Source organism: Candidatus Saccharimonadia bacterium (assembly GCA_035544015.1).
Classification (GTDB): domain Bacteria; phylum Patescibacteriota; class Saccharimonadia; order UBA4664; family UBA4664; genus UBA5169.
The window spans coordinates 1-14,782 of record DATKIP010000065.1; the positions used below are offsets into that span (position 1 = coordinate 1).

A 14,782-nucleotide genomic window follows, 5' to 3' on the forward strand; every position below is an offset into this window, starting at 1 on the left:
TTGGGGCATGATGTGGTGTTGAATAATACGGGCACAGGACGGTATGATTTTTGGTGACGGCATTTTTGTTTCCTTCCCGAAACGTTTTGCCGTCATTTTTGTGCCTAAACGATGGTTATGTCAAAAGTGAGGGTGGGTCAGGTCTAGTATATTGACATTGGTGGCGTAATGTGGTAATGTCACAAAGTTCGTACGAGAAAGTATCCGGTACGCATCGGCAACCGCGCCGAACCGGACTGACAGTTAGGTAGGTTTGCTATGGGAACCCCCGGAATTCCGACCCCGCGTCCCCGCCGCTCTGTCGGCGGCAGTTTGGCCATCATCCTGGGCGTCGTGCTCGCCTTGGCCCTCGGGGTGGCCGTCGGCATGGCCATCACCGGTAACTTCCCGGGCACCGGCAAGGCCGTCACCACCAACAACGTCGCCGACCACGGCGGCCAGACCCTCACGGTGGCGTCCCCGACCGCCTCGGCCACGACCGCACCCGCGGACACGAGCCCGCCGGCCACCACCGCGTCGGCCTCCCCGTCGGCGTCGCCCACCACCACCGCATCGTCGCCCACGCCGGGCTCCTGCACGACTCCGGTCGCGCTGGACCCGAACTGGAAGCTCGGCGCCACGGTGGCGTCGGCCGACCAGCTCGTCGCGGTGAACAACCTCGCCGGGCAGGTCGCGTACTACACCGGTGACGCCCTCGGGGCCCCCGGGCTCCAGGACCTCCTCACCGAGTCCAAGTGCGTCCTGCCGGTGCTCGTGCGGGTCGACTCCGACCTCAACGCGCTGTCCACGTCGGCCGCGCGGGACTACCTGCGCACCTTCGTGAACCAGCCGTGGGCGAGCGTCGTCACGAGCGTCAACCACGCCAAGGACGGCAGCATCGCGGGCATCAACGCCCGGGTCGCGTTCATTCGCAGCGTGGTCGGCACCGGCACCAAGATCTACGTCGAAATCGACGCGCACCACGAGGCCAGCCGGTCCAGCAACCGCGAGACCGAGGCCGGATACCTCCGCGGCACCGACGGCCTGCTGGGCGGGTTCTTCCCGCACGGCGGCTCGGCGCTCTACGGCGGCACCGAACTGATCAAGCCCTCCGCCGCCGACATGGCGTCGGTCGTGGGCACCACCAAGCTGGCCGGCGCGATCGTCCAGGGCTTCCCCTGGAGCGCCGACCCGGTCACGGCCCGAAACTTCGGCTTCACCGACCTCACGGCCCCCGCGGCCACGGTCGTCGGAACCGACATCAAGGCCTTCCGTGACGCCGGTGTCAACCACGTCATCGTCGAGCTCCTCGGCCCCACGGCCGCCGGACTCGGCACCAGCACCTACCTGGGCGACATCTTCACCGCTGCCGCCTAACCGTCACCCCGCCCACCCGGCGGGGCCAACCCCTCGTTCGAGCCAGCGCGGGACCGGGCTACAACCCGGTCCCGCGCAGGAACGCTATCATTATGAAGCTCAACAAACTCACCGTTACCATTCTTATTCTTACCCTCCTGGCTGGCGCCGGCTCCTACACTGCCGGCCGCAGCGGCTTTAATTTTGCTCGCGCCATCGTCGAAAGCCGCTGTTCGGCCGGCGCTTTCATCGCCCATGCCAAATCCGCCAGCGAGCTCGCGGCCGACGCCCACACCACCACCTCGGCTGCGCCGTCCAACGTGTCGGGCCAAACCGCCGAGGCCACCTATCGCCCCATCGCCCTCACCTCGGCCAACCTCATTGCCAACGGCGACGCCGAAATCCGCACCGCCACCGCACCCAAAGGTTGGAGCACGAGCGTCTTCGGCAAGAACGACGGCCGCTTCAGCACCGTCGCCGGCTATAATTCGCCCACCGGCCTGCGCGTCGACATCACTCAGTTTACCGACGGCACCGCCAACTGGCTTAGCCCCAACCTCGCAGCCGTCCCCGGCGGCTATTACCAATACCAAGACTATTACCGCTCCAATGTGCCCACCGCCGCGGTACTCATGCTCAAAGACGCCGCCGGCAAGCAGCAGTTCCTCAAGCTCGATTCCGCCCCGCCGAGCGACCAATGGACCAGCTACACCCAGCGCTTTTTCGTGCCCGTGGGCACCGCCGAGATTCGCCTTTCGCACCCGCTCGACAGCGCCGGCTGGCTCGAAACCGACGCCCACATCCTCCAAACCGCCACCGCCCCACCCCTCGCCGAGCCGCTGCTCTCGCTCACCTTCGACGACGGCTGGAGCAGCATCTACGCCAACGCGCTGCCGCTCATGACTCGCTACGGCATGGTTTCCACCCAATATCTCGTTTCCGGCTATTTGGGCGCCCCCAAGTCGTATATGAGCCCAGGCCAGATTTACAAATTCCTCGATCAAGGCCACGAGATCGCTTCGCACACCATCGACCACCCCGATCTCACCACCCTGGGCGACAAAGAGCTCAAGCGCCAGCTCCAAACCTCGCGCCAGGGCCTGAGCAAATGCTACGCGCCCACCACCGACTTTGCCGCTCCCTACGGCGCCAATAATGGCCACACCCTTATCGCCGAAAAAGCCGCCTACCAAACCTCTCGCTCCACCGAGGCCGGCTACAACTCGCTCGACACCTTCGACCCCTACCGCCTGAAGGTCCAAAACATCCAGGTAGGCACCACGCCCGCACAAATCCAGGCCTGGCTCGCCACCGCCGTCGCCAACCACACCTGGCTCATCCTGGTGTACCATCAGGTCGACACCAGCGGCGGCGCCTTCTCGCGCCGGCCAGTCGATTTCGAGGCCGATTTGCAGGCCATCAAGGCCTCGGGCATCACGGTCAAAACCGTCCACGACGCCTACACGACCGTCCATCAGCAAGCCTCCACACCATAAGCTTGACAAGAATAGTATATTAGACTACAATGATCGATTAAATGCAATGACAAGAGGGTACTACGGCTTCGGCCGCGGCCCTCTTGTTTTAGATTGATGACATGGAAGCCAGCAACCACAACCCCGCTACCCCTCGCGCCCAACGCAAAATGGCGCTGATTTTGCCTGCCCACAACGAAGAGGTGGTGATCGCCGCCACCGTGCGCTCAGCCCTAGCAGGCGGCATGGAAGCCCAAGATATCTTCGTGGTCAGCGACGGCTCCCTCGACACCACCGTGCTCATCGCCCTGTCGCATTTGCCGTGGTACAACGTGTTTGCCCAGGAGCAGGGCGGCAAGGCCATGGCTATCGCCAGCGGCATCCGCCACTTCGACATCGTCCGTCGCTACCGCTGGGTGCACGTGGCCGACGCCGACGGCGTGTTTGGCCCCACGTACTTCCAGGAAATCCGCGACCGCCTCGATGAATCCTACGTGGCCGCCACGGGCCACATCCAAAGCCTCAAAGGCGGTTGGATCTCCAAATACCGCACCTACGAATACACCTACGGCCTCGAAATCATGCGGCGCATCCAGAGCTTCTTCGGTGTCATCCCCGTCATCCCCGGCGCCACCTGCATCTTCCGCACCGACATCATCGAGCGCCTCGACTTCACGCAATCCTCGCTCACCGAAGACATGGACCTTACGCTCCAAATCCACCGCGGCAACCTTGGCCGCATCGCCTACATTCCCCAAGCCAAAGCCTTTACTCAAGATCCCAAAGATTTTGGCGACTATTGGAAGCAGGTTGCGCGCTGGTACCGCGGCACCTGGCAAGTGATGACACGCCACAAAGTTGGCTTGCGCCCGCGCAAAATCGACGCCTACCTCGGTTTCATGCTGCTCGAAAATCTCACCATGATGGCCGAATTCGTCGTTTTGCCCATTATCGCTTGGTGGGGCCAAAATTACGGCCCCCTCGCGCTCCTCTTCATCAACGACATGATCATCTTCTTTGCCTTCACCGTGTGGTCAGCGGGTGTCAACCGCCGCGCCGACGTGGTGAGCGCTTTCCCGTTGTTTTACATCCTCCGATTCGTCAACCTCTTCTTGTATTTCCGCTCCTGGTTCGAAATCGTCGTCCAGCGTAAGTTCCGCTCGGCTCGCCCGGGCTGGACTACCGCCGGGCGCCGATACCGCATCATGAGTGGCGCGGGAATTTAAATTAACTAATCAAAGGATACGCATATGTACGGACAAGGAAACCTTGTTCCCCCAGTGTTGGGTGCTGCGACTACGGCCGCCGTTCTGCCTCTCACGGGTGTGAACAACGCGGTTGAAATCGCCCTGGCCGCTGCTACTGGTCTCGCCGTTTGGGCGCTGATCTACGTGGCTGCCGCGAAGTACGGCAAGCGCTAATCATGAAGCGCGTCGCCAGCTGGACCGGTGCTGCCTTACTAGCAGCGTTTGCACTCTGGCACGTCCTCATTACAGGCAGTTTTTTGCTGCACCTGTTTGGGGGCTAGCCGGAACCGGTTTAGCGAATTCAGGCCCGCGCGCGCGGCCTGGATCCCCCGGGGCAACCCTGCCCCGGGCACTTATTCTATTTTTTAACCAACAACTGTAATGTGTCGGAAAGGCATAACCATTCATGAACCATTTCTCTCGTATCGCTAGTACTATCGTCATGCTGCTCGGCCTCGGCGCGCCGCTCGTGCCCGCCGCGGCCGCCGAAGCCAACCTCGTCGCCAACCCCTCGGCCGAAACCGCCGTGGCCGGCGCGCCCACCGGCTGGCTCCAGGGCCAATGGGGGACGAATACGCCCACCTTTAGCTACACCGCCAGCGGCGCCGAAGACGGCGCGCACGCCCTGAGCCTCACCGTTACCGGTTACGCCGACGGCGACGCCAAATGGTACTTCGCGCCCGTGGCCGTCACTCCCGGCACCGTTTACACGGCGAGCGAGTACTATCAATCGACAGTTGCCACCAACGTCATCGCCCAGATCGACGACGGCGCCGGTCACGTTTCGTATCTGGATTTGAGCGCGCCGGCCACCAGCAGCACCTGGAGGCAGACTACCTCTACCTTTACCGCTCCCCAGGGCGCCAAAAACGTCACCATCTTCCATGTCTTGGCCGCCAACGGCACCCTTACCACCGACAATTTCTCGCTCAGCGCCGTGGCCGGGCCTTCGCCGACGCCCACTCCGACTCCGACGCCTGTGCCCACCCCGAGCCCAACCCCCGCCCCCACGCCTCCGGCCGCCGGCATCCCCAACCCCTCCGTTGAGACGGCCGTGGCCGGCCAGCCGCAGGGTTGGTCTGCGAGCAAATGGGGCACCAGCACCAGCACGTTTAGCTACCTGGGCATGGGCCATACCGGCACCCACAGCCTCGGCCTCACGGTCAAAAATTATGTCGACGGCACAGCCAACTGGGCCTACGCACCGCAGCCCGTTACTGCCGGCACTCGCTATCTGTTCACCGACTGGTACCAGGCTACCGTGGCCTCAGAGGTCGACATCGCCGTCACCATGGCGGACGGCAGTACCCACTACTTCTATCTCGGTGACGTGCCGCAATCGAGCGGCTGGACCCAGGAGCGGCTGTATTACGTCATGCCTGCCGGCGCCGTGAGCGCTACCGTAATGCATCTGATGTACCAAAACGGTACCCTCACCACCGACGACTTCAGCTTCCAGCCCCACGCCCTGGCCGGCTTCTCGCGTGGGCTTGTTACCCTCACATTTGACGACGGCTGGACCAGCCAATACACCAACGGCCTGCCGGTCATGAAAAAGTATGGCCTCACCGGTACGTACTACATTATTTCCGGCTATCTCACGAGCCAGCCCGACTACCTCACCGTGGCGCAAATCAAGGCGCTCAAGACCGCCGGCAATCAGATCGGTTCGCACACCGTCAGCCACCCCGATCTCACTACGCTCAGCGCCGCCGATCTCACCAAGGAGCTCAAAAACAGCCAAACCACGCTCACGAATAAGTTTGGCGGCCCCATCCAAGACTTTGCCGCACCGTACGGCACCTATAACGCCGCCACCATGGCCGCCGTCCAAAAGTATTACCGCTCGCAGCGCTCCACCGACGAAGGCTACAACTCGGCCGACGACACCGATCTCTACCGGCTGCGCGTCCAAAACATGACCAACCTCACCACCCCGGCCGAGTTTCAGGGCTGGATCGACCAGGCCGCCCGCGACAAAACCTGGCTTATCATCGTGTTTCACCAGGTGAGCACCAACCCGGCCGCCGGCGAGTACAACACCTCCCCCGCCGATTTCGACGCCGAAATGTCTAAGCTCAAGGCCTCTCACCTGCCCGTACTCACCATGGCGCAGGCCATCGCCGAAGTTTCGCCCCAAATCGCCCACTAGACAAAAGGGAGTAAAAGTTATAAAATAGTGCAGTCCGGTTTCACTGTCTACCACGTCCCGACGGGAGGAATTATGGCCGAATCCACACGGCACGAACGGGCGCTCAATCCGGCCACCGGCTTGCCGATCACCTGGTTCGACCCGAGTCTGACATACCTGGCCAATCTGGCCCAGGCCGTCGTGCCCGACGCCGACATCGGGCTGATGACGGGCGGCATCTACATCTGGCCGCCAAGCGGCCGGCCTGATGCCTGCACCATCGACGGCGAATGCTTGAACACCGGACTGGAGCATGCCATCCGCGCGGTGCAGCCATACACCCTGGCCGCCATCAGCGGCGGGGCCACCCGGCTGCCCCAAGGCCGCGACCTGGCAATGGCGTCGCACAACCTGTTCAACCTCATCCCTGACACATCGTCGGCACGAGGCGTGGAGTGCTTTGCGCAGCGGCCCGGCCCGGAGCTGCATTTCGCCGTCGTGTTCGCCGGGCTCAAGCCGGATGACAACCTAGTGCTGGCGCAGAAGCTCAGTCTGCACATCATCGAGCGGCTGTCGGCTCCGGCCAACGCCCCCGCCCAGTGAAACCGGCCGCGGCGCTCCGATCCCGGGGCGCCGCACCGGCCCAAGGTTTTAATCCGCCGCAGCGGATTGACGCTTTAGGCCGCACTACCCCATCAAATGCTACAATATCCCCATGACCGCCAAGCGTAAGCAAAAAACCCCGCTACATCGGCACGTGCGCCGGCACCTCAAACATTGGTTTGTGCCGCACGCCCACAACGACCACCGGCCGCACCTCATCCGCCTCCACGGCTTGGCCGTCGTGGCGCTGCTTATCATCGGCGTGCAAATCACCGCCAACCTGGTGCGCCCGGCCGGCGCTGGCGGGCTCGCTCACGGCCGCGTGCTGGCGTATGCCACCGACACCATTACGCCGGTCGATTTGTTCAACCAAACCAATCAGGAGCGAGTCGCCGGCGGCCTGCCGGCGCTGCATCTCGATGCCCGGCTCAACCAGTCCGCTGGGCTCAAAGCCGGCAACATGTTCGCCGAAAATTATTGGGCCCACGTTTCGCCCAGCGGCATCCAGCCGTGGCATTGGTTTGAACAGGCCGGCTACGCCTACACCTATGCCGGCGAAAATCTCGCCAAAGATTTTGACACCACCTCCGGCGCCATTCAGGGCTGGATGAATTCACCCGGCCACCGCGCCAACATTCTCAACCCCAACTACACCGATGTCGGATTTGCCGTCCAAAATGGTACGTTGGTGGGTGGTCAAACCACGCTCATTGTGGCGCATTATGGCGCCACCGCCGGCTCGGCAGTCGCTGCGGCCACGCCCGCACCCCAGGCCACCCCCAAGCCGGCGCCGTTAGCGGCGGCCGCCACCCCGGCGCCCACCGCCACGCCGATCCCCACGGCCACCCCAACCCCCGCACCCACGACCACGCTGCGGCCGGTGGTGGCCACAGGGCAAATTACGCCGAGCGCCCCACCTCCGCGCCAATATAGCCTCTTCCAGCCGCTGTCCATCGTCCGTACGCTCAATTTTGGCACGCTCGTGACGCTTCTGCTCCTCCTGGTGCTCCTCATTGTCTACGTGGTCACCCACCTCACCGTGTGGCGCAAGGGCCTCCGCCGCTGGAGCAGTCTGCACTACCGCCTGTTCGCAGCAGCGCAAGTATCGAGCCTCGCCGTGGCCATAATATCGCTTGCAGTATCCGGCTTCGGTACTGTAGGATAACCGCAATACCGTAACCGGGACCACTGTAATCGCTGCGCTCAAATCCCACACCATTCGTCCCTCTCGCCGCCCCTCACTCATGCTGCTAGCCGCGTTGCTCCTAGTGTTTGTGGCAGTCGGAATCCTGGTCGTGCAGCACAGCCGGGCCAACACCAACATTCCCGATGTCGGCTTCAACTGGCACGCCGGCTGGAGCGATTACTCCGACGCCGACAACCGCGCCACGGTTGACCGCATGGTCGCCGCCCACATGCGCTGGGCCCGCATCGACATCGGCTGGTGCACGGTCGAATCCGACGGCCCCGGTACCATCAGCGCCTGGTACATCACCAAGCTCGACACCGCTATCGATTACGCCCGCTCCAAAGGTCTCAAAATCCTCGCCGACTACACCTGCGCCCCGCAGTGGGCCAACGGCTCCACCGACACCGCCGTCGCGCCCACCAACGCGGCCGATTACGCCCATTCGCTGGGTTGGGTGGCGACTCATTGGCGCGGTCGGGTGAGTGCGTGGGAGATCTGGAACGAACCCGATCCCAACCAGCAATTTTGGAAAGGCACGCAAGCCCAATACGTACAGCTGCTTCAGGCCGCCTATCCCCAGGTCAAAGCCGGCGACCCCGCGGCCCTCGTGATCTTGGGCGCGCCTTCCAGCAACGACGATGTTTGGATCAGCCAACTCTACGCCCTCGGTGGCAAAAATTACTTCGACGTCCTCGCCACCCACCCGTACCAAGGGCTAGCCAATGCCGCTCCCGAGCATCCCGACGACAACAACCGCTGGTGGTACACCCACCTGCCCGTCATCCGCAACATCATGGTCCAAAACGGCGACGCCGCCAAAGACGTTTGGTTTACCGAGTTTGGCTGGTCGACGCATGCCAACACCGGCAGTACGCCCAACTATCAATTGGGAGTCACCGAAGCCGAACAGGGTGACTACTTCCAGCGCGCCATTCAATACGCCATCACCAATTACCCCTACGTCACCAACATGTTCTGGTACACCGACCGCGATATCCTCGACGCCGGCGACATCCAAAACGCCAATTACGGCTTGCTGTACGCCGACGGCAGCCCTAAGCCGGGCTATTTCACCATCCAGAGCTATCTGGCTACGCTTTACGCCACACCTACCCCAACTCCGACGCCGACCCCCACTCCAACCCCAACGCCCACACCTACACCCACCGCCACGCCAACCCCCACCGCTACCCCGACACCCACCCCGACACCCAAGATCGGCGACATCAACCACGATGGCCAGGTCAACATCTTCGACCTCTCCCTCCTCCTCTCCAAGTGGGGCACCTCGGACACCAGCTGCGACCTCAATCACGACGGCGTAGTGAATGTCTTCGACCTCAGCCTGCTCCTCTCGCATTGGGGTACCTAGCGCTCTCGGGGTATAATGCCACTATCAGCAAGGAAACCCCATGGACTACGGCTTCACCCTGGATGCCGGCGAAGAAGTCATCCGCGTCATCCGCCGCAGCATTTTCGATATTTTGCCCACCATCCTTGTCTCGGTCGTACTAGCCCTGGCTGCAGCGGCGCTCGCGTATCTGTTGGGTCGGTACCCGGCGGCTACGCCGTTTCCGCCACAGCTCATGCTGTTGTTGGTGCTCATTATGGCCATTATCGCGGTGATAATTTTTCTCATCGCGGTCGATGTCTACCGCCACAATCTGCTCATTTTCACCAATGTGCACATCGTGCAAGTCGAACAGCTGGCGCTCTTTCAACGCCGAGTATCACAGCTCAATCTGCGGCGGATCGAGGATGTCACCGGCATGCATCAGGGGTTTTTGCAGAGCATCTTTGACTTCGGCGAGGTCCAAATCCAATCCGCCGGCGAGCAAGAAAAATTTATCTTTAAAAACGCCCCCCATCCCCAGCAGCTAGCCGATGAAGCCCTCGAAAAACACGAGCAAAGCATGCGCGCCGTCCACGCTCAGGGGATGGACGCCGAATAATCCACCGCTTAGGCCCGCCAAGCGCTTTTTACCGAGGCGCTTTCCGAAAAATACCTCCCAAAAAGGTACTACCCAAAAACCCCGCCCCCGACGGCCGGATACTACGGTACAATACTAAAACATGGCAAACTTCCACCTCAGTAGCAAATACCAGCCCGCCGGCGATCAACCCAAGGCCATCGAGCAGCTCGTGGCCGGCCTCGGGCGTGGCGACCGCGAGCAAACCCTGCTCGGCGTCACCGGCTCGGGCAAGACCTTCACTATGGCCAACATTGTGCAGCAATTGCAGCGCCCCACCCTCGTGCTCAGCCACAACAAAACCCTGGCCGCCCAGCTCTACGGCGAGTTCAAAACCTTCTTCCCCGACAGCGCCGTGCAATACTTTGTGAGTTATTATGATTATTACCAGCCCGAGGCCTACATTCCGCGCTCCGATACGTTCATCGAAAAAGACTCCAGCATCAACGAAGAAATCGACCGCCTGCGCCACGCCGCTACCATGAGCCTGCTGACGCGCCGCGACGTGCTGATTGTGGCTTCGGTAAGCTGCATTTACGGCCTTGGCAACGTCAATGATTACACCACCCTCACCATCGATCTGCGCGTCGGCGAGGTCCGCAAGCGCGACAAATTCCTGCGTCAGCTCACCGACATCCAATATGCTCGCAACGACATCGATTTCACCCGCGGCAAATTCCGCGTGCGCGGCGATGTCGTGGAGGTGTACCCCATTGGCGAAGAAACCGCCTACCGCCTCGAATTCTTCGGCGACGAGCTCGAGCGCATTCGCCAGGTCGATCCGCTTACCGGCGAAGTAATTTCCGATCGCCAAGACCTCAAAATCTTCCCCGCCAAGCACCACGTGGCGCCGCAAGACCAGATTCGCCTGGCCGTGCAAAAGATCGGCGAGGAGCTCGACATGCGCCTGCTCCAGCTCGAAGCAGCCGGCAAAAACCTCGAGGCTCAGCGCCTGAAGCAGCGCACCAAATTCGACATGGAGATGCTCGCCGAAACCGGCATGGTTCCGGGCATCGAAAACTATTCCCGCTTCCTGTCCAACCGCGAACCCGGCGAACAACCCGCCACGCTCCTCGATTACTTTCCGGACGACATGCTCATGTTCGTGGACGAATCCCACATCACCCTCCCGCAAGTCCGCGGCATGTACAACGGCGACCGCGCCCGCAAAGAAACGCTCGTGGATTACGGCTTCCGCCTGCCCAGCGCGCTCGACAACCGCCCGCTCAAATACCCCGAATTCGAACGCCACATCAACCAGGTGGTGTACGTGTCGGCCACCCCGTCGGACTTCGAGCTCAGCCACAGCTCGCAGGTGGTGGAACAAGTCATCCGCCCCACCGGCTTGCTCGACCCGCTCATCGACGTGCGGCCCATCAATCACCAAATCGACGACCTCGTAGCCGAAATTCGCGCCACCGTGGCCAAAAAACAGCGGGTGCTCGTCACCACCCTCACCAAGCGCATGGCCGAAGACCTCACCGAGTACCTGCAAGAAAGCGGCGTTAAAGTCCAATATTTGCACAGCGAGGTCAACACCCTCGACCGCATCGACATCCTCCAAGACCTGCGCGCCGGCGTCTTCGACGTAGTGGTCGGCATCAACCTCCTCCGCGAAGGCCTCGACCTGCCCGAAGTGTCGCTCGTAGCCATTCTCGACGCCGACAAAGAAGGCTTCCTCCGCGGCCAGGCGGCGCTCATCCAAACTATCGGCCGCGCCGCCCGCCACGTGGAAGGCCGCGTCATCATGTACGCCGACCGCGTCACCGACTCCATGAAGTATGCCATCGACACCACTACCGCCCGGCGCAAAGTCCAAGAAGCCTACAACACCGCTCACGGCATTACCCCCGAGGGCATCCAAAAGGCGATGGGGGAGCGCATGCAGGCGCAGGTGGAAGCCGAAACCGCCGACGTCCGCGACATTCGCCCCGAAGAGATCCCCAAAGAAGAGCGCTCCAAACTCGTCAAAGACCTCACGGCGCAAATGACCATGGCCGCCGAAAACCTCCAATTCGAAAAGGCCGCGCTCCTGCGCGACCAAATCGACGAACTGAAGGGCGCTGCCAAAAAAGCTCCGCGCAAAACTACCAAAGGCCGCTAGCGCTCAAATCAGGAGCTGGCTACTTGTTCCCACCGCCAAAAAAACTCCTGATTCGATTCATCACGCCACCTTCGCCCGCCGGCGAGGCCGCTTCCACCGCCGGAGCAGCCGGTGCCACGCTCGCTTCGGGCGCAGCCTCGGCCGGGGCCGGTGGAGCTGACGCCGCAGCCGCCGCGACGGCCGCCTCCGCGTCGCTGACCCGCGCCGCATCGGGAGCAATCGGCACCGCCGGCGTTGGCGGCGCCGCATCGGGAGTCGGCGCCGCTTCGGATGCCGCCGGCTGCGGAGCAGAAACGCCGTCCATCATATCAGTCGAACCCACTTCAGGACCGTTACTTCCTGGCTCTGCCATAAAAAATATCCTTATAAACTAATTGACCACAATGTACCATAAGCACTATCCAATGACCAATCTGAAGTGCAGACAAAACTAGAATTATCGCCAACGTCCGTTACTCCACCTCGAAGTATTATTGCCGGCGTAAGGAAGGAGCGCCATGATCGACCCAAATCACGAACCCAAACTCAATCCCAAAGATTTATTCGCGTTTCTCGATGGCCAAGATGATTATCCCGTCAGTGGCGTCAAGCTGGCGCAGAACGCGCGAAAGCAGCACGCGCGGCCTGAAATCATCGCATTTTTCGAGGCCCTGCCCATCACCTTTCACGACGTCAGCGAAATCATCAACCACACCGTCAAGCCCAATGAATTACCGCTCGGCCCCCAGCTTGACCTCGCGGGCCGCGAAACGCCCGTTGACGAGACCAACCAAGACCAAGCCACCTTGCAAATCTCCAACATTATAAAATAGCGATTAGTTTTATTGGCAATATGCACAATGACGGCGCTCGGCGGCGGGGTTACCATACTCGTTCACCATAAAAGGGGAGGGATGAATCAATGGACACCAGCACCTTAGAGGCCACCGCGCGCGACCTGCGCGATCGCGCCAAAGAAACCGACACCAGCGGCCGGGCCATGATCGACCGCGGCGGCGACATGGCTACGCAGGGCAACAATCTCGTCGATGAGGGCAACCGCGCCATCAGCTTGGCCGGAGATCTAGAGCGCCAAGCCGACGACACCGAGGCGCAGGCCCGCGATCTGGCTGCCGCGCAAGACCGCGCTGCCAGCGCGCTACGGGACGCCCAGTCCGATTTAAACTTGCGCATATAATAACCAAAAGGAGACGAATACCATGGTAGATGCCGATGAAGCCGCCCAACAAGCCGCCGATGTAGCTCAGCAAGCCCAGGACCAAGCCGCAGCCATGCAGCAGGCTCAGGCTGATGCCGAAGCCGCGCAGCAGCAAGCCGAAGAGGCTCAGCGCGCCGCCGAAGACGCCCAGGCGGCCGTGGACGACGCCAACAAAGAGCTCGAGGACGCCTCGCGCTAACCTCGGCTCGCGCAGAGCCTCGAGCCGGCCGCCGAATTGACACCTCCGCCAAGCGCGAGCACAATAAGCGCAAAGCCACTCAGCGAGGATCCACCGTGCCCAATTCAGCGCTCACCGCCTATATCGCTGCCGCCCGCAAAAAAGGTCACGCCGACGATCAAATCAAGCGCGACCTCACCGACGCCGGCTGGAATCCCGGGCAGGTAGCCGCCGCCCTCAGTCCCGCCGAAGACCTACCTGTGCCACCCCCGCCGCCCGGTCCCGATGCCGGCAGCCGCAGCGATCCGCCGCGCGCCGTGGTGCAAACGTTTTCCACCCGCGGCCTCGAGTACATCATTATGTTCATCGCGCTCGGCGTGGCGGCCGTGGCACTCGGCTCAATTCTGCATTCGAGCGTCAATTCACTGTTCGGCTCCAGCGACTCCATGCTGGGCTCGGGCGGCAGCGTGCCATTTGCGGCCTCGGCGCTGGTGGTGGCCTTTCCGATTCTCGCCTACCTGTTTCTCCGGCTCCAGCGCGCCGAGCTCACCGATCCCGCTCTGCGCCGCGACGTTTCGCGCAAGCGGGCCATCCAGCTCACCCTGGTGGTCACCTTTCTCGTCGGCCTCGGCAACGTCATTTACTTCGTGTACAGCCTCATGTCCGGCCCTTCGAGCGATCCCTACAATTATAATTCCTTCGGCAGCAGCGCCGCCAATTCCGTGCTCGGTAATTTTGTGCATCTTGTGATCACCCTCGCCATTGCCGGCGGCATTTTTCTCTATTACTGGCGCGATGAGCACCAAAACTCCTAACCCACTGCACCGCTACCAGGTGTTTTTTGCCGCCCTGGGCGTGGTGTGCGCGGCCGCCATCGCTTTCAACCTCGTGGTGCGACAGGGGCCGGTGCGCGACGCCACCACCGAGTCCGACATCCGCGCCATCAGCCAAGCCATCGGCGCCGGCACTCCCGTTGCGGTCGTCCTGCCAGCCCGGCTCACCGACGTTACCGGCCTGTCCGCCGCCACCCAAAAGCGCCTCGGCGACTACCAATACACCGTCACAAGCCCCAGCAGCTACCAGATCTGCGCCACTTTTGCCGCCGCCGCGCAGGGCCGGGAGGGCCAATATTACCCCCTCGGCACCGGCGACGACCCCGGCACCCACGGCCAGGGCCGGCAATGTTTTCGCTACACTGTCTCAAACTTCGGCATCAACCTCCCCGGCCAAAAGTTACCGCTCGGACGGTAGCGAGCTTACAAATGTAGATAGTATTATATAATAATATACAGGCCTAACCCGGCCAAACCCGACTACCCGTTGGAGGGCACCCAATGTCCAGGCCGCCCGTC

16 protein-coding genes are annotated in these 14,782 nt (G+C 62.0%); 15 read left to right on the forward strand and 1 reads right to left on the reverse strand.

The features are described from left to right. Nucleotides 1-312: 312 nt before the first annotated feature. The 10 genes from VMT30_03395 (at nucleotide 313) to uvrB (ending at nucleotide 12,054) form a co-directional block, all read left to right on the forward strand. Nucleotides 313-1,356: a hypothetical protein gene (locus VMT30_03395; protein HVQ43984.1), complete on the forward strand. Its 1,044-nt coding sequence runs from the start codon at nucleotides 313-315 to the stop codon at nucleotides 1,354-1,356. 92 nt (nucleotides 1,357-1,448) lie between these two features. Continuing rightward, nucleotides 1,449-2,831, forward strand: a complete 1,383-nt coding sequence (locus tag VMT30_03400) for a polysaccharide deacetylase family protein (GenBank protein HVQ43985.1) — start codon at nucleotides 1,449-1,451, stop codon at nucleotides 2,829-2,831. A gap of 101 nt (nucleotides 2,832-2,932) precedes the next feature. After that, nucleotides 2,933-4,036, forward strand: a complete 1,104-nt coding sequence (locus tag VMT30_03405) for a glycosyltransferase family 2 protein (protein HVQ43986.1) — start codon at nucleotides 2,933-2,935, stop codon at nucleotides 4,034-4,036. A gap of 24 nt (nucleotides 4,037-4,060) precedes the next feature. Next, a complete protein-coding gene (locus tag VMT30_03410) occupies nucleotides 4,061-4,231 on the forward strand; it encodes a hypothetical protein (GenBank protein ID HVQ43987.1) in 171 nt (56 codons plus the stop codon). A gap of 232 nt (nucleotides 4,232-4,463) precedes the next feature. After that, nucleotides 4,464-6,209: a polysaccharide deacetylase family protein gene (locus VMT30_03415; protein ID HVQ43988.1), complete on the forward strand. Its 1,746-nt coding sequence runs from the start codon at nucleotides 4,464-4,466 to the stop codon at nucleotides 6,207-6,209. Between the two features lie 27 nt (nucleotides 6,210-6,236). Then, nucleotides 6,237-6,791, forward strand: a complete 555-nt coding sequence (locus VMT30_03420) for a hypothetical protein (protein ID HVQ43989.1) — start codon at nucleotides 6,237-6,239, stop codon at nucleotides 6,789-6,791. Nucleotides 6,792-6,903: 112 nt separating this feature from the next. After that, nucleotides 6,904-7,956 (forward strand): CAP domain-containing protein, encoded by a 1,053-nt coding sequence (locus VMT30_03425; protein HVQ43990.1) that lies wholly within the window; start codon nucleotides 6,904-6,906, stop codon nucleotides 7,954-7,956. 109 nt (nucleotides 7,957-8,065) lie between these two features. Then, nucleotides 8,066-9,352 (forward strand): cellulase family glycosylhydrolase, encoded by a 1,287-nt coding sequence (locus tag VMT30_03430; GenBank protein ID HVQ43991.1) that lies wholly within the window; start codon nucleotides 8,066-8,068, stop codon nucleotides 9,350-9,352. 40 nt (nucleotides 9,353-9,392) lie between these two features. After that, nucleotides 9,393-9,932 (forward strand): PH domain-containing protein, encoded by a 540-nt coding sequence (locus tag VMT30_03435; GenBank protein HVQ43992.1) that lies wholly within the window; start codon nucleotides 9,393-9,395, stop codon nucleotides 9,930-9,932. 121 nt (nucleotides 9,933-10,053) lie between these two features. Continuing rightward, nucleotides 10,054-12,054, forward strand: a complete 2,001-nt coding sequence (gene uvrB, locus VMT30_03440; protein HVQ43993.1) for an excinuclease ABC subunit UvrB — start codon at nucleotides 10,054-10,056, stop codon at nucleotides 12,052-12,054. A 19-nt stretch (nucleotides 12,055-12,073) separates the two neighbouring features. Here the strand turns inward: uvrB and VMT30_03445 are convergent, their stop codons facing one another. Continuing rightward, nucleotides 12,074-12,406, reverse strand: a complete 333-nt coding sequence (locus VMT30_03445) for a hypothetical protein (protein ID HVQ43994.1) — start codon at nucleotides 12,404-12,406, stop codon at nucleotides 12,074-12,076. Between the two features lie 145 nt (nucleotides 12,407-12,551). On the opposite strand from VMT30_03445, the gene VMT30_03450 reads away from it, so the two are divergent. The 5 genes from VMT30_03450 (at nucleotide 12,552) to VMT30_03470 (ending at nucleotide 14,681) form a co-directional block, all read left to right on the forward strand. Then, on the forward strand, nucleotides 12,552-12,866 hold the full coding sequence (locus tag VMT30_03450) for a DUF2795 domain-containing protein (GenBank protein HVQ43995.1): 315 nt from the start codon (nucleotides 12,552-12,554) through the stop codon (nucleotides 12,864-12,866). A gap of 89 nt (nucleotides 12,867-12,955) precedes the next feature. Beyond that, entirely contained in the window at nucleotides 12,956-13,231 is a 276-nt protein-coding gene (locus VMT30_03455; protein HVQ43996.1) for a hypothetical protein, read from the forward strand. 22 nt (nucleotides 13,232-13,253) lie between these two features. Next, the gene (locus VMT30_03460) at nucleotides 13,254-13,451 is read left to right on the forward strand and encodes a hypothetical protein (protein ID HVQ43997.1); all 198 of its coding nucleotides are present in this window, start codon (nucleotides 13,254-13,256) and stop codon (nucleotides 13,449-13,451) included. Between the two features lie 95 nt (nucleotides 13,452-13,546). Continuing rightward, nucleotides 13,547-14,245 carry a DUF5671 domain-containing protein gene (locus VMT30_03465; protein ID HVQ43998.1) on the forward strand — a complete coding sequence of 233 codons (699 nt, stop codon included), beginning with the start codon at nucleotides 13,547-13,549 and terminating at the stop codon, nucleotides 14,243-14,245. Then, complete coding sequence (locus tag VMT30_03470; protein ID HVQ43999.1) at nucleotides 14,226-14,681, forward strand: hypothetical protein; 456 nt, start codon at nucleotides 14,226-14,228, stop codon at nucleotides 14,679-14,681. Before VMT30_03465 ends, VMT30_03470 begins: the two co-directional genes overlap by 20 nt. Nucleotides 14,682-14,782 lie beyond the last annotated feature (101 nt).